Origin of the sequence: Glutamicibacter halophytocola (genome assembly GCF_001302565.1) — a bacterium.
Taxonomy (GTDB): Bacteria; Actinomycetota; Actinomycetes; order Actinomycetales; family Micrococcaceae; genus Glutamicibacter; species Glutamicibacter halophytocola.
In genome coordinates, this window is sequence record NZ_CP012750.1 from 2,758,754 (window position 1) to 2,779,931 (window position 21,178).

Annotated in this window: 20 protein-coding genes; 6 read left to right on the forward strand and 14 right to left on the reverse strand. The window is 58.1% G+C overall.

The genetic code is table 11. The features are described 5' to 3' along the window. Window positions 1-69: 69 nt before the first annotated feature. Together AOZ07_RS12775 and AOZ07_RS12780 are read right to left on the reverse strand one after the other, a co-directional pair. Complete coding sequence (locus AOZ07_RS12775; protein ID WP_060702335.1) at window positions 70-705, reverse strand: redox-sensing transcriptional repressor Rex; 636 nt, start codon at window positions 703-705, stop codon at window positions 70-72. A 66-nt stretch (window positions 706-771) separates the two neighbouring features. After that, window positions 772-1,017 (reverse strand): glutaredoxin family protein, encoded by a 246-nt coding sequence (locus AOZ07_RS12780; protein ID WP_075972493.1) that lies wholly within the window; start codon window positions 1,015-1,017, stop codon window positions 772-774. A 62-nt stretch (window positions 1,018-1,079) separates the two neighbouring features. Between AOZ07_RS12780 and AOZ07_RS12785 the strand changes: the two genes are divergently transcribed. Further along, a complete protein-coding gene (locus tag AOZ07_RS12785) occupies window positions 1,080-1,886 on the forward strand; it encodes an HAD family hydrolase (protein ID WP_060702336.1) in 807 nt (268 codons plus the stop codon). Window positions 1,887-1,986: 100 nt separating this feature from the next. Here AOZ07_RS12785 and AOZ07_RS18270 read toward each other — a convergent pair whose 3' ends face one another. From AOZ07_RS18270 to AOZ07_RS12805, 5 genes are all read right to left on the reverse strand, one after another. Further along, the gene (locus AOZ07_RS18270; RefSeq protein ID WP_005504750.1) at window positions 1,987-2,085 is read right to left on the reverse strand and encodes a 30S ribosomal protein bS22; all 99 of its coding nucleotides are present in this window, start codon (window positions 2,083-2,085) and stop codon (window positions 1,987-1,989) included. 139 nt (window positions 2,086-2,224) lie between these two features. Next, complete coding sequence (locus AOZ07_RS12790; protein ID WP_022874253.1) at window positions 2,225-2,449, reverse strand: helix-turn-helix domain-containing protein; 225 nt, start codon at window positions 2,447-2,449, stop codon at window positions 2,225-2,227. A 254-nt stretch (window positions 2,450-2,703) separates the two neighbouring features. After that, window positions 2,704-4,047, reverse strand: coding sequence for an NADP-specific glutamate dehydrogenase (gene gdhA / locus AOZ07_RS12795; protein ID WP_060703453.1), 1,344 nt, complete (start codon window positions 4,045-4,047; stop codon window positions 2,704-2,706). 188 nt (window positions 4,048-4,235) lie between these two features. Continuing rightward, complete coding sequence (locus AOZ07_RS12800; protein ID WP_075972610.1) at window positions 4,236-4,667, reverse strand: ArsR/SmtB family transcription factor; 432 nt, start codon at window positions 4,665-4,667, stop codon at window positions 4,236-4,238. Window positions 4,668-4,766: 99 nt separating this feature from the next. Continuing rightward, window positions 4,767-5,936 carry an acetoin utilization protein AcuC gene (locus AOZ07_RS12805; protein ID WP_060702338.1) on the reverse strand — a complete coding sequence of 390 codons (1,170 nt, stop codon included), beginning with the start codon at window positions 5,934-5,936 and terminating at the stop codon, window positions 4,767-4,769. A 207-nt stretch (window positions 5,937-6,143) separates the two neighbouring features. Here AOZ07_RS12805 and AOZ07_RS12810 point away from each other — a divergent pair, with 207 nt between their 5' ends. Then, window positions 6,144-7,577, forward strand: coding sequence for a TrkH family potassium uptake protein (locus AOZ07_RS12810; RefSeq protein WP_060702339.1), 1,434 nt, complete (start codon window positions 6,144-6,146; stop codon window positions 7,575-7,577). 7 nt (window positions 7,578-7,584) lie between these two features. Next, window positions 7,585-8,241, forward strand: coding sequence for a potassium channel family protein (locus AOZ07_RS12815; RefSeq protein ID WP_060703454.1), 657 nt, complete (start codon window positions 7,585-7,587; stop codon window positions 8,239-8,241). Window positions 8,242-8,324: 83 nt separating this feature from the next. Here the strand turns inward: AOZ07_RS12815 and proC are convergent, their stop codons facing one another. From proC to AOZ07_RS12845, 6 genes are all read right to left on the reverse strand, one after another. Continuing rightward, window positions 8,325-9,167, reverse strand: coding sequence for a pyrroline-5-carboxylate reductase (proC, locus tag AOZ07_RS12820; protein ID WP_060702340.1), 843 nt, complete (start codon window positions 9,165-9,167; stop codon window positions 8,325-8,327). 4 nt (window positions 9,168-9,171) lie between these two features. Beyond that, window positions 9,172-9,996: a sugar phosphate isomerase/epimerase family protein gene (locus AOZ07_RS12825; protein ID WP_060702341.1), complete on the reverse strand. Its 825-nt coding sequence runs from the start codon at window positions 9,994-9,996 to the stop codon at window positions 9,172-9,174. A 59-nt stretch (window positions 9,997-10,055) separates the two neighbouring features. Beyond that, complete coding sequence (locus AOZ07_RS12830) at window positions 10,056-11,075, reverse strand: Ppx/GppA family phosphatase (RefSeq protein ID WP_060702342.1); 1,020 nt, start codon at window positions 11,073-11,075, stop codon at window positions 10,056-10,058. Between the two features lie 32 nt (window positions 11,076-11,107). Continuing rightward, window positions 11,108-13,897, reverse strand: coding sequence for a type I DNA topoisomerase (topA, locus tag AOZ07_RS12835; protein ID WP_060702343.1), 2,790 nt, complete (start codon window positions 13,895-13,897; stop codon window positions 11,108-11,110). 148 nt (window positions 13,898-14,045) lie between these two features. After that, the gene (locus AOZ07_RS12840; RefSeq protein WP_060703455.1) at window positions 14,046-14,696 is read right to left on the reverse strand and encodes an ArsR/SmtB family transcription factor; all 651 of its coding nucleotides are present in this window, start codon (window positions 14,694-14,696) and stop codon (window positions 14,046-14,048) included. Between the two features lie 23 nt (window positions 14,697-14,719). After that, a complete protein-coding gene (locus AOZ07_RS12845) occupies window positions 14,720-16,309 on the reverse strand; it encodes a DUF7059 domain-containing protein (RefSeq protein ID WP_060702344.1) in 1,590 nt (529 codons plus the stop codon). A gap of 73 nt (window positions 16,310-16,382) precedes the next feature. Here AOZ07_RS12845 and AOZ07_RS12850 point away from each other — a divergent pair, with 73 nt between their 5' ends. Next, window positions 16,383-16,961 (forward strand): GNAT family N-acetyltransferase, encoded by a 579-nt coding sequence (locus AOZ07_RS12850; protein WP_060702345.1) that lies wholly within the window; start codon window positions 16,383-16,385, stop codon window positions 16,959-16,961. 71 nt (window positions 16,962-17,032) lie between these two features. On the opposite strand, the gene trhO is transcribed toward AOZ07_RS12850, so the two are convergent. Next, the gene (gene trhO / locus AOZ07_RS12855; RefSeq protein WP_075972611.1) at window positions 17,033-17,932 is read right to left on the reverse strand and encodes an oxygen-dependent tRNA uridine(34) hydroxylase TrhO; all 900 of its coding nucleotides are present in this window, start codon (window positions 17,930-17,932) and stop codon (window positions 17,033-17,035) included. A 156-nt stretch (window positions 17,933-18,088) separates the two neighbouring features. Between trhO and AOZ07_RS12860 the strand changes: the two genes are divergently transcribed. Both AOZ07_RS12860 and AOZ07_RS12865 read left to right on the forward strand, forming a co-directional pair. Then, window positions 18,089-18,745, forward strand: a complete 657-nt coding sequence (locus tag AOZ07_RS12860; RefSeq protein ID WP_060702347.1) for a GNAT family N-acetyltransferase — start codon at window positions 18,089-18,091, stop codon at window positions 18,743-18,745. Between the two features lie 100 nt (window positions 18,746-18,845). Further along, a complete protein-coding gene (locus AOZ07_RS12865; RefSeq protein ID WP_060703456.1) occupies window positions 18,846-21,176 on the forward strand; it encodes a DEAD/DEAH box helicase in 2,331 nt (776 codons plus the stop codon). The last annotated feature ends 2 nt before the right edge of the window (window positions 21,177-21,178 follow it).

Here is a 21,178-nt window from a genome sequence, read left to right on the forward strand (position 1 = left end):
TAAGCAGCAAGCGGTGCCATTTCGTCAGCTTTGACGAAATGGCACCGCTTTTTGCGTACCGCCGCGGTCCTAGCCTTGGACCGCCAAGTAGGCCAAAATCTGGAGTTCCGTAGAAAGGTCGACCCGGCGCAGGTTCATGCCGGCTGGAACTTTCAATGGCTTCGGCGCAAATGAAAGCACCGAGCGCACAGATAACTCAGAAAGCGCATAGACCAGGTCTTGGGCAGCATCGCCGGGCACTGCGAGAACGACGATGTTGATTTCTTCACGGTCGATGACTGGGGCAAGGTCGCTAATGGATTCCACCCGCAGCTCACCGACTGGCTCGCCAATGAGTGCAGGATCAACATCAAAAATGGCCTTGACGTTGAAACCTCGCGAAGTGAATCCTGCATACCCGCTCAAGGCCCGGCCAAGGTTACCGGCGCCGACAATGGCGACTTTCCAGTCCTGGTTCAGCCCAAGGGTCCTGCTGATATGCTCTGCCAGCTCGCGTACGACGTAGCCGACGCCACGAGTACCGTAGGATCCAAGCCAGGAAAGGTCTTTGCGCAGGATCGAAGGGTTCACGCCCGCTTCCTTGGCCAGCACCCCGGAGCTGGTTCGTTCCAGCCCTTGGGCTTCCAGCGCATTCAGTGCCCGCAAATACTGTGTGAGTCGCGCCAGGGTGGCTTCAGGCAGGACACGAGCTTCAAGCTCAGACATCTTTGTACTCCTGCACTTTCCAATGGGCTAATCGAGCACAATGCGTAGTCAGCTTTGCCACCGCGGCTAGTTGCTGAGCAGACGCTCTAGCCGTTGCGGGTCGATAGTCCAGAAGTCTTTGACCTGCCCATCGATAAATAGCACCGGTACTTCCTCATGGTGCTTGGACAGAAGTTCTGGGTGCTCGTCAATGTCAAGTTCAGAAAATTCCATGTTCAAGCGGCTCGTTACCTCAGCAACTGTTGCTCGTGCCGCGTGGCAAAGATGGCAGTCTTTACGAACCAACAGCTGAATCTGATGCAATGTACTCACCTGACTATAATCTCACGAGCCGTAACCGCGCTTGAACTTTACGATGAAATAAACTGGATCAAATGCCTTCCACCGATAACGCCTCCGCTGGCACCGAAGCCCAAGCCCCTGGAACTGTTGCCGCATTTTTTGATGTGGATAACACCTTGGTTCGTGGTGCCTCGCTGTATTTGCTGGCCCGCAAGCTCCGTGAGCATCGCTTCTTCCAGCTTCGTGAAATCCTCTGGTTCGCGTTGAAGCAATTACGCTTCGCCGCACGCGGCGAGCATCTGGGAGACATCCACCAGATTCGTGACCGGGCGCTGATGATGGTTCGCGGCATCCCCGTAGCCGAGATTGAACAAATCGGCAACGAGATTTATGACGAATACATCGAGCCGAAGTTGTGGTCGGGCACGGTGGCGATTGCCCGCCAGCACTTGCGCGTCGGCCGTGAAGTTTGGCTGGTCACCGCTACTCCCCTGGAAGTGGCGAATGTCATTGCAGATCGCCTCGAACTTTCAGGTGCATTGGGCACCGTCGTGGAGAGCCGCGATGGTTTGTATACCGGAGCTCTGGCCAGCCCGATCTTGCATGCGGCCGAAAAGGCGCAGGCTGTCAGGTCCTTGGCCAAGGCGCGTGGCATCTCGCTGTCGCGTTCTTGGGCGTACTCGGATTCCTACAACGACGTGCCACTGCTGGAAGCTGTAGGGCATCCCGTCTGCATCAATCCCGATGCCCGGTTGCGAGCCTATGCCAAGCGTCGCGGCTGGCAGGTCTATGACTTCCGCACCGGTCAGCGGGCCGCAAAATTCGGTCTGCGCGCCGCTGGCGTACTCGGCGCCTTGTGGGCTGCCAGGCGCTCAATTCTGCGTCGTTCCGGCTCGTAGCGGGCCCTGGAGCCTTTTGGATAAAGCAATCGCCACCGTTTGCAGGTGACCTGCGAATCGGTGGCGATGATTGCCTAGCGGCAAAATGCTCGAAGTAGATTTACTTCTTATTGCGACGCTGGTGGCGAGTCTTACGAAGCAATTTACGGTGCTTCTTCTTGGACATACGCTTGCGGCGCTTCTTGATAACAGAGCCCATAGTGGTTCCTCACAAACTAATTAAATGCGTCAACCTAAAGCATCTGCTTGCAAGCAAGCAAAAAGACAAGGTTGACCGGACGTTAAACGTTCCTTAATAGATTACCCGCTTTTCGGCCATGCTCTGACCATCGCGCGGACTATCGACCGTAAGAACCGGTACCGTGCTGCGGATCAATGGCCGCAGCACTGAGGTAGGATTCCACAGCGTTCTCTGGAACGCGATAGGAGCGGCCGAACTGAACGGCAGGCAGATCGCCTGCGTGAATCAGCCGATAAACCGTCATTTTGGAAACGCGCATCATGTCAGCCACTTCGGCCACCGTCATGAAACGGGCTCCTGCAAAATTCTGTTTATCCGTCATGCGGGATATTCTCCTGACGCTGATCTCTATTTCGTCGCGTTACTAGCGAAGGTGAACTTACACGACTTTGGATCAACATCGGCGATCTGGTTCACGTTCGCTTTGTCCTAGTCTAATCGCACTTTAGTAACTTTTGCATCACGAAACACTTCAGGACTCTTCAGAATCAAAATTTTGTTGCCTAAACGAGACAATCCGCACGGCAAGTCCCAGCTCAACGAGGGATACCGTGCGGATCGCAACAAACTGTTTTCTTAGATCACGCCCTGCGCAAGCATGGCATCGGCAACCTTCACGAATCCGGCGATGTTTGCGCCAGCGACGTAATTGCCGGGAATGCCGTACTCGTCGGCGGTGGCGGCACAGCTGTCGTGAATACCGACCATGATTTCGCTGAGTCGCCGTTCGGTGTGCTCGAAGCTCCACGAATCACGGCTGGCATTCTGCTGCATCTCCAACGCGGAGGTGGCCACGCCACCGGCGTTGGCGGCTTTGCCTGGGCCAAAGAGCACGCCGGCACCCTGGAAGATGGCGGTGGCTTCGGCCGTGGTCGGCATGTTGGCGCCTTCTGCAACAGCGATGGTGCCAGCGGCGACCATCTTCTTGGCTGCTTCTTCGCCGAGCTCGTTCTGGGTGGCGCATGGCAACGCCACGGTGCCCGCTACGTCCCATACGCTGCCTCCAGAAACGTACGTGACATTGCTGGTGCCACGACGCTGCGCGTATTCAGAAATACGTCCTCGCTCGACTTCCTTGATCTGGCGCAGCAGTTCAAGATCAATGCCGCCTTCATCCACGATGAAGCCGGCAGAGTCTGATGCGGTGACAACTGTGGCGCCGAGGTCCTGGGCCTTCTCGATGGCATGGATGGCAACATTGCCCGAGCCCGAAACGACCACGCGCTGTCCGTCGAAGGACTGCCCGCGAGTCTTGAGCATCTCTTCGGTGAAGATTACAGCTCCATAGCCAGTGGCTTCTGGACGAACCAATGATCCGCCCCAGCTCAGCCCCTTGCCGGTCAAGACCCCTGATTCGTAGCGGTTGGTGATGCGCTTGTACTGGCCGAAGAGGTAGCCGATCTCGCGGCCGCCCACGCCAATGTCGCCGGCAGGGACGTCGGTGTATTCGCCGATGTGGCGGTAGAGCTCAGTCATGAAGGACTGGCAGAAGCGCATGACTTCGCCATCGGACTTGCCGCGTGGGTCGAAGTCTGAACCGCCCTTGCCGCCGCCGATTGGCATGCCGGTCAGGGAATTCTTGAAAATTTGCTCAAAGCCAAGGAACTTGACGATGCCCAGGTAGACCGAAGGGTGGAAACGCAGACCGCCCTTGTATGGACCCAGCGCGGAGTTGAATTCAACTCGGAAGCCGCGATTGATCTGAACCCGGTTCTGGTCATCAACCCAAGGCACACGGAAAATGATCTGTCGCTCGGGTTCGCACAAGCGCTGCAGAATGGCGGCCTCGGCGTATTCAGGGTGCTTGAGCGAAACCGCTTCAAGGCTTTCAAATACTTCCGTGACGGCCTGGTGGAATTCTGCTTCACCGGGATTGCGTCGGAAGACTTCGTCGCGAATCGAAGCTAAGTGCTTGTCCAAGTTTTTCTCCTCATCATGGGACAGGAACAAGCGCCTGAGGAACCTCACACATGGCGTCACTGCCCCGTTCACGAGAATCCCACGCTGAGCACCGTGAAGAAAAATCCTCGGTTATAAATCGGAAACATGGCCGTAACGTGAATCACTGGCCACGCTGCCAGCAGCGCCAGCACAGTTGGAAGGACCAGCTAGCGACGGCGCCCAAAACGAGGGAGCCGTTCCAGGAATTCTTGGGCCCGCCCGGTGACTTGTTCCAATCCGCGCCCGACGCTGCGGCCAATTTGCTGAGCCGTTGGATTCGCTGCAGTCGCAAGCTGCGAATTCGCTTGATGGCCGGCCTGCTGCTCTTCAGCTTCCGGAACGGGCACCAAGTCGGCGCACCAGTGCACCAAGTCCTCCAGCGCAGAAGTATCAATGCTGTAGATACGACGTTGGCCGGCAGCGGCCATGCTCACCAGCTGCGCCTCGCGCAATACCTTCAGGTGCTTGGACACCGTAGGCTGGGAAATCTCCAGCTCGGTGACCAGCGCACCCACGGCTTTTGGCTCATTCTTGAGCGCTTCAATAATCTTGCGACGGGTTGGCTCTGCCAACGCCGAAAAAACTTCATCAATTGCCACATACATAACCCTAACGGCATATGATCAAATGGTCATTGATTTGGCGATCTATTCCGCACGAAATTCCAGGATCGAATGCTTGCGGCCAAGCCACCCTGGCTAGTCAAACCACGGATCGAGACCATAGAGCGGGAAGATTTCCTTGCGCGTCGCAATAATTGTGCGGTCCACGGGGTCGGCGGGGTCGTATCCGACTTCCCAGTTTCTCCACCACAACTGCGCGTCGTCACCCATGAGATAAGGCACCGCGCGCCCATAGCGTTCAAGAACGTGCCTGCGGAATGTCTCAGGCACATACGTGCGCAGCGGAACAGGCTTGCCAGCCACGATGGCGGTCAAATGGGTCCAGGTTCTTGGCACCACCGCAGTGATGTTATATCCACCGCCGCCGGTCGCCAGCCAGCGCCCCTCGCAGACATCGTCTGCAAGCTGGGCAATATCCAATGCCGCTTGGCGCTGCGCGTCAACCGAAAGCTTCAAGTTGGTCATGTCATCATCTCGATGGGCGTCACACCCATGCTGGGACACAATGATTTCTGGCTTGAAGGCGTGTATCAGCTGCGGAACGATTGCGTGGAAGGCCCTCATCCAACCCGAGTCCCCGGTCATTGCAGGCAAAGCCACATTCACGGCGCCGCCTTGGGCCTGCTCGCCACCAATTTCATTGGCGAACCCAGTGCCCGGGAATAGGGACAACCCAGACTCGTGCAATGAAATTGTCAGCACCCGATCATCATCCCAAAAGATGGATTCTGTGCCGTCTCCGTGGTGGGCATCGACATCGATGTAGGCCACTCGCTGCGCACCCTGATCAAGCATCCTCTGGATCGCGGCTGCCGCGTCGTTGTAAATGCAGAATCCGCTCGCCTTGTTCTTCGAGGCATGGTGCATGCCTCCGGCGAAATTCACCGCGCGCACCGTGTCCTGGTCCATGATCGCTTGGGCCGCGATAACGGATCCGCCGACGATGCGCGCAGCGGCGTCGTGCATTCCGGAGAAGACTGGATCGTCTTCGGTGCCTAGCCCGAATTCTTCGGCTATCAGCGACGGGTCGTCGCTAACGCGCCGGACCTGATCAATGTAGCCCTGGTCGTGAACCGTGCGGATCACCGCATCGCCGGCAATCTCGGGCGCATGAATCTTAACGTTGTCTGCGTCCAGCACCTGAAGCGCTTCACTGAGCCGATAGGTCAGTTCGAGCCTGAGCGGGTGCATGGGATGCCAGTCGCTGAATTTGTACTTCAGGTACTGTTCATCCCACATGACCATTGTTGGCCGAGGGGCCTGTTGCGGATCTAACACTTTTTCAGGCTACCCGATGGTGATCCAACTCATGAATATATGGCGCTTTGGGCGACCCCGCCATTCTTTTGGCCCGCAAGGCAAGCGTTTAGCGCAGGAAACGCGTAAATTACTAGAAGGACTTCAACTTCCACTCTCGTTATCCACCTGTCCCGAAGAAACAGCGAGTTACAGATGAGCACTGCCAGTGATCTGGGCCCTCGGTCCCGGGCAGCTGAACTGCGCGAACAGCATCGCAAAAGATGGCTAATGTTCCGCATGTCGGTTGCCGACTTCACCGTGCGCTCCCCCGCACGCTTGACCCTCGGCGTCTTCGTCCTGGCCATCACCGTCTTCACCTCGCTGCTGGCTGCGCCTTTTTCCTCTTCAACTGGAGAGGCCACACCGCTGCATGATGCGCTGTTTACCGCTGTTTCAGCAGTCTGCGTCACCGGCCTGACGACGGTCTCCACCGCCGTGCATTGGTCTTTCCTGGGCCAGCTGATCATGCTCATAGCCGCCTTTATGGGCGGCTTGGGCATCCTGACGTTGGCATCAATCATGTCCCTCGCGGTGTCGCGCAAGCTAGGCGTCAGGGCAAAACTCATGGCTCAAAAATCCATGGACAGCTCCGGCGCCTCGGCCCTAGGCGAGGTCAGCTCGCTGCTGCGCATTGTCATCTTGACCGCCATCAGCCTGCAGGGATTAATCGCGCTGTTCTTGATTCCGCGTTTCTACATTTTGGGCGAAAGCGTCCTTTCGTCGATTTGGCATGGCATCTTCTATGCGGTTTCAGCCTTTAACAACGCTGGCTTCACCCCGCACTCCGATGGACTGGTTCCCTACGAGACCGACCTGTGGATCTTGACCCCGCTGATGGGCGGAGTTTTTGCTGGATCCCTGGGCTTCCCTGTGATCATGGTCCTGCTGGCCCACAAATTCAATGTCAAAAAGTGGAATCTGCATACCAAGCTGACCTTGTTGGTCACCACAATCCTGCTCTTCGCTGGTGCGTTCCTCTGGCTCATCTTTGAGTGGTCCAACCCTCGGACACTTGGCGACATGTCCGTGAGCGACAAGGTCATACATGCCTTATTTGCTTCGACCATGACACGTTCGGGCGGATTCAACCTGGTTGATCAGAACGACATCCATCAAGTCACGGTGCTATTGACCGATGCCTTGATGTTTGCCGGTGGCGGTTCCGCTTCCACGGCAGGTGGCATCAAGGTCACAACCATCGCCGTGATGTTCTTGGCAATTATGGCCGAGGTACGGGGCGATACCGAGGTGAGGGCCTTTGGCCGCCAGATCCCGCAGGGCACCATGCGCGTGGCAATCTCCGTAGTTGCCATGGGTGGTTCTCTGGTGATGGTGGCAACTGGTGCCCTGGTCACCATCGACGAGTCAGTTGGTTTTTCCCGGGCCCTTTTTGAATCGATTTCAGCGTTCGCTACTGTCGGTTTGAGTACCGGTGTTTCCCAAGAAATGCCGCCAGCAGGAAAATACGTCCTCAGTGTTTTGATGTTTGCCGGACGCATTGGCAGCATCACCCTGGCCAGCGCGCTGACCATGCGCCACCGCAATTCACTATTCAAGCTTCCGGAAGAAAGGCCGCTCATTGGCTGACAAGAATATGGACCACAATGCCCCAGTCCTCGTGATTGGCCTGGGCCGTTTTGGTGCGTCCGTTGCCGAGACACTGGTCAAGCAGGGCCGAGAAGTCTTGGCGATCGAACGAAGTCCCGAATTGGTTCAGCAGTGGGCCAGCACTTTGACGCACGTGGTGGCCGCCGACGCCACGAACATTGACGCTTTGCGCCAACTCGGCGCCCAGGAATTCTCTTCTGCCGTCGTTGGCGTTGGCACGTCCATCGAATCCTCCGTGCTGATCACGGTGAATTTGGTAGACCTCGGCATTGAACACTTGTGGGTCAAGGCAATTACTCCTTCACACGGCAAGATCCTGACCCGTATTGGAGCCAACCACGTAATCTACCCGGAGGCTGACGCCGGGGTCCGTGCCGCGCACCTGGTGGGCGGACGGATGCTGGACTTCATCGAATTTGATGATGGCTTTGCCATCGTCAAAATGTATCCGCCCAAGGAAACCCAGGGCTTCACCCTTGCCCAGTCTCAGGTGCGCTCAAAGTATGGCGTGACCATCGTTGGCGTGAAATCACCAGGTGAGGACTTCACTTATGCAGTCCCCGATACCATCGTGACGCGCAGAGACGTGCTGATCGTCTCGGGCCATGTGGATCTTCTTGAACGCTTCGCCGCCCGGCCATAGTTTCTGCACTGAAAACGATCGTGGTCGGCACCCATCTTTGATGGGTGCCGACCACGATTTTTAATTGGTGTTGCTGCTGGCGTCTAGCCGAGTTCTTCGCTGAGCTGTGCTGCGCGGGCCGCTGCGGCCTGCGTACCTGCGGCGATGATCTTCGGAATGCCCTGCTCGTCAAAGGTCTTGATGGCCTGCTCTGTGGTGCCCTTGGGGCTGGTAACGGCCTTGCGCAGCTCTCCCGGGATGGCCTGCGGGTCAGAAAGCATCTTTCCGGCGCCTGCGACGGTGGCACGCGCCAGGTCGATGGAGAGCTTTTCGTCCAGTCCCATAGCCACTCCGGCATTGGCCATGGCCTCGGCCAGGTAGAAGGCATAGGCTGGGCCCGAACCGGAGATCGCCGACAAGGCGTTCTGCTGCGCTTCATCAATGACATGCACGTCGCCGGATCCGGACAGCAGCTCGCTCACCAGTCGGGTCTGCTCATCGCTGACGCTCAGTGCCGGGCTCAAGCCGACAACGCCGGCACCGACCATCAACGGCGTGTTGGGCATGGAGCGGATGACCGGCTGATTAGCTGGAAGGTGCGCCTGCATGCTTTCCAGCGTGATTGCGGCGGCGACGGAAACGACAACCTTGTCTGGGGTCAATGCTCCCGAGATCTCTTCGCACAGATCGGTGATGCCCACTGGCTTCACGCCAAGGAAGATGACATCCGTTTCGGCGGCGGCCTTGGCATTGGCCTCCGGGTCTTGTTCGCTGACTATGACGTTGATTCCAAGTGCGCGAAGTTCTGCCGCGCGCTGGTCGCTGCGCACAGTGGCGGTAATCAGCTTGGGGTCGTGGCCCGAAGCGATGATGCCTCGAAGGATGGCACCGTTCATCGAGCCAGCGCCGAGGAAGGACAGGGTCAGGTTCTTTGTTGCTTCACTCATAAGTTCATTGTTTCATTGGGTTGCGGTCATTGCTCGCAGATAAGTGCTCGCGGGCAAACTCAAGGGTCTTTCCCAGCCATTCTTCTTTTTGGCCAGCATTCTTGGCCTTGCGTGTGGACACTTCCACAGCCAAGGTTCCTTCCCACGCGACATCTCGCAAATATTGCAGGGATTCCGCCACCCTCTGGGTGCCAAGGCCAGGGACCAGGTGCTCATCTTTTCCGTTGTCCAGCCCATCGCAAAGGTGTACGTGCGCCAGCCGTTGTCCAAGATCTACCACTGCTTGCCGCGAATCCATATTGGCGATGGCGGCGTGGGAGAAGTCCCAGGTGACGTGCTGATAGTGCTGCGGTACGGGGTTCCAATGCGGAAGGTACATTTTGGCCTCGCGACCGCGTGCCCGCCAGGGATACATATTTTCAACGGCAATTTTCATGCCGGTGGTGTCAATGAGCCGCTGCACTCCCTCGCCGAAATTTTCGGCATAGGCGCCTTGCCATCTGAATGGCGGATGAGCGACAACTACGCTCGCTCCCACAGCCTGGGCCAGGATCACCGAGCGCTCAATTTTTGCCCATGCTGAGCCCCACACCTGCTGCGTGAGCAGCAATGTCGGGGCGTGGATGGCCAAGATGGGCAACTGGTACTTGTCCATTAGTTCTTTTAGTGCGCTGGCCGACTGGCTAGCGGCATTTCCGGTAACCAATACTTCGATGCCGTCGTATCCGACGTCTTTGGCCATTGCGAAGGCATCATGAACGCTCAGCGGATAAACTGACGCGCTGGACAAGGTGACTGGCACCTTATAAGAACTCTTCTGGTCTTCCATGCCCTGCCTCCTGTTACCGTGGCCCTCGTGCAGAGGAACACCTGTATCACCGAGAAAGTTTAGTTGCTCGGCTCAGCGAGAAATTGATGTTTTTCATGAGCCAGCGCTACTTCTCCTACACCAACGCTACTACTGAGCGGTGTCGCGGAGTCAAACATCACGTGATCAAAACGTCGCAACATCAAACCTTCACGAATTGCCCATGGACAGATCCGTACAGATTTCAATTTCAGCGCGCTCATCGCCTCGTGGGCGACAATTGCACCAGCCAGCAGCTGCGGGGCACGAATCTCGGAGACGCCCGGCAATTCTGCACGTTCGGCCCAGCTCATGGCCGTCAGGCGATTGGTCCACAGCTTGAGCGCTTCCCGGTTCAAGACTCGCTTGACGTAGGGTCCTTCATCGCTCGGTGCCGCACCGGTGATGCGGGCCAGCGAACGGAACGTCTTGGATGTGGCCGTGGCCAAGGTCGGTTTGCCGTATTGGCGAAGTTCTGTCGCCGGGTCGCTGAGCACGTCGCGGACGTAGGTGCGCAATTCCTTCACTTCCTTGATGGAAGGCAGATCGTTGGGCAGCCACTCACGCGTCAGGCGGCCAGCACCCAGCGGGACCGAATAGGCGGTCTGCGGAAACTCGTCGGTGCCCCATGCCAGTTCCAGGGAACCGCCACCCATATCGAGGTTGAGGATGGACTCCGAAGACCAGCCGAACCAGCGGCGCACCGAGTAAAAAGTCATGCCGGCTTCTTCTTCACCGGTTAGTTCCAGCAGGCTCACGCCGGTCTCGGTTTTCACCCGGTCCAAGACGCTGGAGCCATTGGAAGATTCGCGGATCGCCGAGGTGCAGAACGCCATGAAGTCTTCTACCTGATGGCTGCCGGCGAACTTGACCGCTTCATTGATGAAAGAAATCAGTTCCTGCTGGCCCTCTTCGGTGATGGCACCGTATTCGTTGAGGTAGCGCACCAAGGACAGCGGACGCTTGTGCGATGCATAGGGAACCGGTCGGGCTCCCGGGTAGGCATCGACGAGCAAAAGGTGAACGGTATTCGAACCGATATCCAGTACACCTAGTCTCATGGTGCGCTCCTCGTTTGGCCGTGCAAGGACTGTTAGTCAGTCTTTTTTGCGGTGGTCTTCTTGGCTGTGGTCTTCTTCGCGGGTGCCTTTTTAGCGGTGCTCTTCTTGGCCGGGGCCTTCGTAGCCGTGCGCTTGACCGGACCGCGGGCTCGCTTATCGGCCAACAGTTCGATGGCCTTTTCACGAGTCAGTTCTTCCAGCGACGTTCCGCGAGGAACGGTGATGTTGGTGATCCCGTCAGTGATGTACGGACCGAAACGGCCATCCTTGACCACGATGTTCTTCTCGCTGGTCGGGTCCACACCGAATTCCGCCAATGGCGGCACGGCGGCACGGCGGCCGCGCTGCTTTGGCTGGGAATAGATCTCCAAGGCTTCGTCCAAAGTGATGGTGAAGATCTGGTCTTCGCTTTCAATGGATCGCGAATCGCTGCCCTTCTTCAGGTAGGGCCCGAAACGGCCGTTCTGCACGGTAATCTCTTCACCTTCAGCGTCGGCGCCCAGCACACGTGGCAGGCTCATCAGCTTCAGCGCGTCATCCAAGGTCACCGATTCCACGCTCATCGATTTGAACAGCGAGGCGGTACGCGGCTTGATCTTGACAGGCTTCTTCGGCGGCTTTGGCTTGCCGTTCTTGTAGTACTCAACGGGCAGCGCAGCCAAATCCTCGGCCGTTGGTTCTGGAATGATCTCGGTGACATAGGCGCCGTAGCGTCCATCCTTGGCCACGATCTTGCGACCGGTTTCCGGATCGTTGCCCAAATCCTTTTCAGCAACCTGGGCGGTGGCAAAGAGCTCTTCAGCTTTCGCTGCGGTCAGCTCATCAGGGGCAAGATCTTCTGGCACGTTGGCGCGCTGCGGTTCGGTGCCCTCTTCAGCGCCTTCCGGGATGGCGCGTTCCAGGTATGGCCCGAACTTGCCTACGCGCAAGGTGATGTCATCGGTGACTCGAATCGAGTTGATGGCACGGGCATCAATATCGCCGAGGTTATCGACCACATGCTTCAAGCCCTCGGTCTCGGACTCTGCGCCCTTGCCGAAATAGAACAGGTTCAGCCAGTCGGTGCGTGCACGGTGGCCCTTGGCGATTTCATCCAGGTCGTCTTCCAACCGGGCAGTGAAGTCGTAGTCGACGTACTTGGCGAAGTGCTCTTCAAGCAGGCGAATCACCGAGAAGGCAATCCAGCTTGGCACCAATGCCCCACCGCGCTTGGTCACGTAACCGCGATCCATGATGGTGGAAATAGTCGGAGCATAGGTCGATGGGCGACCGATTTCGCGCTTTTCCAGCTCAGCGACGATCGACGCTTCGGTGTAGCGTGCTGGCGGGGTGGTCTCGTGGCCCAGCGCCAGCAGCTCGTCGCCCGCCAGGTGCTGTCCCACGGACAGCTGCGGCAGGCGGGCTTCCGCCTCCTGTGCGGCAGCTTCAAGGGCCTGTTCGTCCTTGCCCTCTTCGTAGGCGGCAAGGAAGCCGCGGAAGGTGATCACGGTACCCGATGCGGAGAACTCGGCAACACGGCTATCGCCCGCAGTGCCCTGCAGCTTGATGGTTGCGGTGAACCCCTTGGCATCGGCCATCTGCGAAGCCACGGTGCGCTTCCAAATCAGCTCGTAGAGCGCGTATTCATCCTTGGACAGCGACGAGCGCACGTCCTTCGGGCGACGGAACATGTCACCGGCGGGGCGGATCGCTTCGTGGGCTTCCTGGGCGGCATCGGACTTCGCCTTGTATACGCGTGGCTTGGCAGGCACAGAGTCGGCGCCGTACAGCTCGGTGGCCTGCTTGCGTGCCGCGGTGGTGGCTTCCTGGGAGAGGAACACCGAGTCGGTACGCATATAGGTGATGTACCCGTTTTCATACAGACGCTGAGCGATCTGCATGGTGATCTTGGAGCTCCAGCGCAACTTGCGGGAAGCTTCCTGCTGCAGCGTGGAGGTGGTGAATGGCGCTGCTGGGCGGCGGGTGTAGGGCTTGTCTTCGACCGAGGTGACGGCAAAGTCGGCATCGGAAAGATTCGCAACCAGCGACTGGGCCGAGTCCTGGTCCAGGTGCGCCAGCTTGTTGCGCGAGGCCTTGAGCTGTCCGCGGTCGTCGAAGTCGCGGCCCGAGGCAACACGGGCGCCGTCCACGGCGGAGAGCTTGGCTGAGAAGCTTTCGCCGCCGGCGGTGGCGAACTCGCCCTTGACGTCCCAGTATCCGGCGGGGATGAAGGCCATGCGTTCGCGTTCGCGCTCTACGACCAGGCGGGTAGCCACGGACTGCACACGGCCTGCGGAAAGGCCACGGGCTACCTTGCGCCACAGCACAGGAGAGATCTCGTACCCGTACAGCCGGTCGAGGACGCGGCGGGTTTCCTGGGCATCAACCAGGTCGGTGTCCAGCTCGCGCATGTTATCCAGTGCGCGGGCAATGCCTTCCTTGGTGATCTCGGTGAAGGCCAGGCGGCGAACCGGAACCTTGGGCTTGAGCACCTGCAGCAGGTGCCACGCGATGGCTTCGCCTTCGCGGTCCGCATCGGTTGCGAGGTAGAGTTCGTCGGCCTCTTTGAGCTTGGCCTTCAACTCCGAAACACGCTTTTTCTTGTCCGGGTAGACCATGTAGTACGGCTCGAAGTCATTATCCAAGTCGACTGCGAACTTGCCCACCGAGGTCTTTTTAAGCTCGGTTGGAAGCTCCGATGGCTGTGGAAGATCGCGAATGTGCCCCACCGATGCATCAACGTCGAAGCCCTCGCCCAAATACTTGGCGATTGACTTCACCTTGGCAGGAGACTCTACGATTACGAGTTTCTTACCAGTCTTTTCCTTGGCCTTGGGGGGCACAGCACTCCTTTATACAGTACGGATTCTCAGGACCATTATGTGGTCCATTTTAAATCCGCCATCACAGCTTCGTTCTTTGTGCCTACTCTATAGCCACATTTCCCGATGATCTTACACCGAAGAATTGCTGTGCTTTGAGCGAGGCAATTTATATTGTTGCCTCCACTGATGTCTGATATTCAGGAAGCAACGAGATTAAGTAGAACATACGACGCGAGTCAATACTGCGTTCCTCTGCAGTAGCTTTGGCCTCGTACTCGTAGACGAGGTCCAACATTCTGCGGTTGAACTCACGCTGCTTTTCTTCTGAAAGGAAGACCAAGCCGCTGGTGAGCATGGGTGGCCGATCCGGATCGGGGGTGATCCCAGCCTTCGCTTCCGCCTCGCGTCGCTGCACTTCGGCATTCAATCGCGTTCTAAATGCGTTCAATTGCACGTTCAGATATGCGGTCTTTGCGTTGGTCGAGTCGATCTGGGTATTCAGCTCCAAGCGTTCGCCGGCAGCGCGCCAGCGACGTTCGCGAGCATCACCCTCGCTCGCGGCGCGAATCACATACCCATACTTCTCCAGAGCCCGCAGGTGGTAGCTCATGGCGCTGGGCGTCAGCGCGCACAGCGAAGCCAACTCGGTTGCGGTACGGGTCGTCTGGGAGGCGAAGAGTTCATCCAAGACGATGAGTCGAGCGTCATGGGCCAACGCTCGAATGGCTTGCGGGTCTGTGATGGAGACGAGCTTGGGAATACCGCTCTCCACCGACGAGGCAACCTCCGCCTGTTCCTCAATTGTGTTGCGTGTCATAGGCAAAAACTTTAGCGCTTGTTTCACATTTTACGAAGCATGCCATGTAGCAAGAGGCGCTTCACTGCTTCATAAAGCCGATCAGCGAAGTCTTCCTGCCCCTCGCCGATCAACGAGTCCAAGGCGTTGACTAGCTGAAATACTGATAAATCACCGTCGCACGCCGAAACGAAACCAGCCTGAGCAGTGTCGAGCAACTCAGTCCTGCGAAGACCGGCTCCCTGCCGCAGCAGAATCACCCCAGGATGTTCCGCCCCGGGGCGCTGATGGCGTTCTTCGGTCACATCGTCGGCAACGAGCAGATGCCATTCCTTGAAGCCTTCTCCGGCGCGCCCCAATTCATCTGCCATGGCAATATCCCGTTGCAGTGTCGGAGCCAGAGGCTGCTCCACCGGATGATTAATCTGCTCGTAGCTTTGGATTACCGGACGCTGGCCATCGGGGCGCCGGAAGTACACGAGCCCAAAGCCGACGGCCGCAACATTCCTGGATTCGAAATCGTCGAGGTAGGCATTGTAGGCGGCGATATAGGATGCCTGGTCTTCAGTCTGCGAGGAGTCACGCAGCCAGGTTTCGGCATAGCCGCTTGGCGTGGCCTGTTCGCGTTCGATCACCCAGACATCCAGCTGATCGCCAAACCACTGGCGCACACGGGCATCCCATGGAGCATTTGAATCATCGTCCAGGCGAGGAATCTCCCAGTTGGAGAGCATCTGCATCGAGCCGCCGGGGTTCAAGAACTCGGGCGCCTGTTCTATGAGGGTACTGACCAATCGGTCCCCTGCCATCCCGCCGTCACGATAGGTGAAGCGGTCCTTGGCCCGCTCGGTGGAACTGCGTGGCGTAATCACGAACGGTGGGTTGCTGGCGATCAGGTCAAAGCGCTGCCCTTCGACCGGTTCAAACAAGCTGCCCTGAAGCAGCGTGACTCGGGACTCAAGGTTTTGCGGATCGAGCCCGAGCGTGCGGTGGTTCAGCAGCAGGTTGAAGCGAGCAAAGCCCAAGGCCCGCTTGGACAGGTCCGTTGCGGTGACGTGCTGCGCGTGGGAGAGCAAATGGAAAAGCTGGATGCCGCAGCCGGTGCCAAGATCAAGGGCTCGATCAACCGTGGAACGGATGGTCAGCTGGGCCAATGTGAGCGAGGCCTGCCCAATTCCCAATACGTGATCGGTGCGCAGAACTCCTGGGCGCTGATGCGCGCCCAGGTCATGGGCGACCCACAGTTCACCGTCTGCGTCCGAGGAATGCAGCGACAAGGCGAGCGTGGCGCGGAATCCGTTGGCCCACGCTTCAATCAATCCCAGCTTGAGCAGGCCTTCGGTCTTCAAATTGCCGAAGGCCCGATTGATGGCAGATTCCGCTTCGGACTGCCCCAATTGGAAAAGGCGCACCACGGTGACCAGAGGCGATTGCGGCTTCTGGCGCTCAAGGACCCGCAAAGCAGGATGAATCTGATCCCGGTCAAAAGCAGCGGCCGCTTCCTCGCCAAGCAGGTCGGCTACCTTCTCGTAGCCGTAGCCGACATGGCTCAAATCCTTGGCAAGCATGTCAAGCAAGTGCTGGTCGGCACTTTGAGGAGTATCGTCTAGGGCAGAAAATTCGGCGGCATTCACGCGTTCAAGTCTACCTAGTCACGCCGCCGCCAATGGAAACGGCCTGGCATGCTATCGACACTAGGATAGTGGCATGACTCAAGTGACGGTTACCTTTCTCCAGCAACTGAGCGCCAGCGAAGTCATCCCTTCCAGCAAATCATTGCCGAAGAACGCGCGCATCGAGCAGGCTCAGGACATCACCCCCGAATTCTCGCGATTCCTCTACCAAGGCGTCGGCAGCGAATTGCATTGGGCAGACCGGTTGGATTCGACTCGCGCCCAGTGGAACGAAGTCCTGCAGCGCCCCGGTTCAGAAACCTGGGTCCTGTATCTGGACGGTTCTCCCAAGGGGTATTTCGAGCTCGCCACCACTCTCAGCAATTCCGGCAGCGAGGTAGAAATCTTCTACTTCGGGCTCTTCCCTGAAGCCACCGGACGCGGATTGGGCGGCGTTCTGCTTACAGAAGCGCTCAGCCGGGCCTGGGATCTGGCCTCGCGCTGGCCCGAGTTGCCAGAAGTCGCCCGCGTTTGGCTGCATACTTGTTCCTTGGACGGGCCAGCGGCCCTGCCGAATTATCAGGCCAGGGGCCTGAAAATCTATCGCACCGAAGACGAAGAATCACAGATACGCGATGCCTCGCTGGGTTTGTGGCCTAGCGCAGCTGACTAGTCCAGCAGCGAAAAACTCGGCACCAGCCTTCATATGAAGGCTGGTGCCGAGTCAAAGGTCCGTCTGCGCAATCAGGCGTCGACGCTGCTGCAATCCGGGCAACGTCGCAGTTGCTCATCTTGTGCGCAGTCTTCGCAGAACAGTCGCAGGTTGCGGCAGGTTGGGTTCGAGCAGTTCTCGAACTTGTTCGTAGGGCCTTCGCAGCCAACGCATTTGCCGATAGTTGTCGCGTTCTCGGAGAACTCGGTGTGCATGCGCTTGTCGAAGACGTACAGGGAACCTTCCCACAGGCCTTCGTCGGCGTACTTCTCTCCATAGCGGACGATGCCGCCCTGCATCTGGTAAACCTCTTGGAAGCCGCGCTTGACCATCAGGGCCGACAGCACTTCGCATCGGATACCGCCGGTGCAATAGGTAACGACAGGCTGATCCTTCAGGTGGTCGTATTTACCCGAATCGAGTTCAGCGACGAAATCGCGGGTGGTGTCCACTTCAGGAACAATGGCGTCCTTGAACTTGCCGATCTGCGCCTCGAAGGCGTTGCGCCCGTCGAAGAAGTGCACCTTTTCGCCGGACTTCTTCTTGGTGTCCACCAGCTCGTGCAGCTCTTCGGGACGCAGGTGAGTGCCGCCGCCAACAACACCGTTCTCATCGACTTCCAGCTCACCCGGTGCGCCGAAGGTGACGATCTCGTCGCGGACCTTGACCGAGATGCGAGGGAAGTCTTCGGCCGAGCCTTCGGACCATTTGATGTCCATCTTCTTGAAGGCAGGTAGTTCGCGGGTAGCTTTGACGTAGGCCTTGACGGCCGAGATTTCGCCACCGACGGTACCGTTGATGCCGTCTTTGGAGATGATGATGCGTCCGCGCAATCCCCAGCGCTCCAATAATGAACGCTGCCACAAGCGGATAGCTTCGGGGTCAGGAAGCGGAGTAAATGCGTAATACAGAACAATGCGATGAATGGCCACCATACAATATTAGTAGCTTTTGGCCGCGAAACGCCGAGTGAAAGAGCAACGTCACAATGATTAGTCGTGATTTCTCGGGCAGTCCAAGAGTTTCAAGTAGGCAACGATTAGTTCAATGTCAGCGAATTCCTAGGAAAGACAAGGTAGGGTCAAATTATGGCATCAAACGCAAGCGATGAACTGATCGGCACCTGGGTAACCGGCTGGGCAGGAGCCCGTGGCTATGAAACTCGCAACGAGGGACGAGTCCACGCTGCCCTGCGTCACGACACCACTGAGGACTGGGAATACGTAATTTACGGCCCGTCCAAAGAGGAACTGGCCGCGGTTGCCGAGACCCTGAAAAAGCACCCTAACCGTCGACTCACTGCCTTCGACGATTCGGCCGAAAGCCTGGTCGCAATCGCCAATGAAGTTGGCCTCCAGGTCACGGCCGACGACGAAGCACTTATGGTTACCGAACTTGCCGTGCATGACGTTGAGGTCCCACTTCCTGCTGACGGTTTTATCTTCCAGATTGAGCGCGATGGCACCCACGCATACGTGTCATTGCACCCCGAGGACGACCAGCAAGTTGTCGCCGCGTCCGGCCATGTATCTGCCGTTAATGGCTTCGCCATTTTCGACCGCATCATCACCGGCGCAGATTTCCGTCGCCGCGGCCTGGGCACACTGATCATGCGCGCATTGGCGTCCCTGGCTCAGGAACATGACGTTGAGGAAGGCCTGCTGATCGCGTCGGTTGACGGACAGCAGTTGTACGCATCCTTGGGGTGGACTTCACTAGGCAAAGTTGTGATGTTCAAGGCCTAAGCCATTCAGAATTTCCCTCTCGCCGTACCCGACACATCAAAGTGTTGGGTACGGCGATAGTCTTTAACTTCAGCAATTCATGGTTCCGAAAGGCGTTTACGTGAAGTCAGTGCGTTCCTTGTTGGATCCGAATGACCGCAGCAATGACCCCGAGGCCGTATTGCATCGGCGTTCTCGGCCAGCCAAGGATGAAATCACGAGCGATTGGCCGCAATGGCTGAGCCATGAACTGGTTGAAATCTTCCAGGGCTTGGGCATCCAGCGCCCGTGGTTGCACCAGGCCCAAGCAGCGAATCTCATCCACGAAGGCCAGCACACGATCGTGTCCACTGGCACGGCGTCCGGCAAGTCGATGGCCTATCTGATGCCTGGCTTGGACGCCCTCTACAACTCCCGCGATAGCGGATTTAATGACGCGGATGCCGCCGCGTCTGTCCTCTACATATGCCCGACCAAGGCATTGGCTGCAGATCAGCTCTCCGCGGTGCAGGCCCTCGATGTCCCCGGCGTGCGCGCATCTGCCTACGATGGCGACACCGACCAGGCCACGAGAACCTGGGTTCGCCAGCACGCAAATTTTGTCTTCACCAACCCGGACATGCTGCACCGCGGGATCATGCCGAATCATCCTGCCTGGTCTCGGTTCTTCAAGCGGCTGCGCTACATCATCATCGATGAAGCCCACTCGTACCGGGGCGTTTTCGGGGCACACGTGGCGAACCTGATGCGACGCTTGCGACGGATATGCGCCCACTATGGCGCCTCCCCCATTTTTATTGGAGCTTCCGCGACGAGCTCCGACCCGGAAGAATCATTTGGCCGGCTCATTGGCGCGCCGGCCAAGGCCGTAACCCATGACTTCTCTGCCAGTGGTGAGCTTGTCATTGGCTTGTGGGAGCCTCCTTTGACGGAACATCGAGGAGAGAATGGAGCGCCGGTACGCCGCACGGCTATCGCTGAAAGCGCGTCAATTCTTACCGATCTCATGGCGGATCACACTCGAACCATTGTTTTCATCAAGTCTCGTCGTGGCGCGGAAACCATCGCAGCACTCACCCGGAAGCATCTAGAACGATTCGCCCCCGAACTCTCTGTACGATTAGCCGCCTACCGCTCCGGCTACCTGCCGACTGAACGCAGGGAAGTGGAAAGGCAGCTGCGCAGCGGCGAACTCCTTGGAGTCACCTCGACCTCTGCCCTGGAATTGGGTATCGATATCGCTGGGCTGGATGCCGTAGTCGTTGCCGGGTGGCCCGGGACGCGTGCTTCGTTCTTCCAGCAGATCGGTCGCGCGGGGCGCTCCGGCCAAGATGCCTTGGCCATCTTTGTGGCTGCGGAAGATCCCTTGGATACCTATCTGGCCCACCACCCCGAGGCTATTTTCGATTTGGGTGTGGAAGCCACGGTTTTTGATCCGCATAATAAGTACGTGCTCAGCGGGCACCTTTGCGCCGCCGCCCAGGAATCTCCGCTGCGCCCCGAGGAACTTGGGCTCTTTGGCCCGCACACCGAAGATCTGCTGGAGTCCCTGGTTCAACGAGGCTATCTGCGCCGGCGGCCAGCTGGCTGGTTCTGGACCCACCCGCAACACGCTGCTGCGATGTTTTCCATCCGTGCCGACGGCGGCGGCCCCGTTGACATTATTGATGCTGAAACCGGTGCCCTGTTGGGAACCATGGATTCCCCGCAAACTCATTATCAGGCACATCCCGGAGCCATTTACGTCCATCAGGGAGCGAGCTACCACGTCGAAGAATTGGACGAGCAAAACCACGTAGTGGTCGTGACCCGGGTGAATCCTGACTACTACACCACTGCCCGGGATCTAACCACTGTGGCAGTAGATTCGGAAGAGCGGAATAGCAGCCACCAGGAGCTGAATATCCATTTCGGCGAAGTGACCGTCACGACTCAAGTCGTCTCGTTCCAGCGAAAATCCGTCGCATCCAATGAGGTGCTCTCTGAGGAACCGTTGGAGCTTGAAGCACGCGATCTGAACACCAAATCGGTATGGTTCACGATGACGGAGCAAAGGCTGCTACGGGCCGGACTCACCGTGGATCAGTTCCCAGGGGCGCTGCATGCCGCCGAGCACGCGATGATCGGCTTGTTGCCGTTGGTGGCAACCAGCGACCGATGGGATATCGGCGGTGTCTCTACCGCGTTGCATATGGATACCGGGCATCCGACCATCTTTGTCTACGATGCACAGCCCGGTGGAGCAGGGTTCGCCGAGCGCGGGTTCGAACGGTTCACCGACTGGGTGCGTGCAACCAGGGATGCTATCGAATCGTGTGAATGCCAATATGGGTGCCCTAGCTGCGTCCAGTCTCCGAAATGCGGCAATCGGAATAATCCACTGGATAAGGCCGGAGCGATCCTCTTGCTGAGCGCCGTCTTGGACGATGTCGAGCCGCGCCACCACCGCTAGTT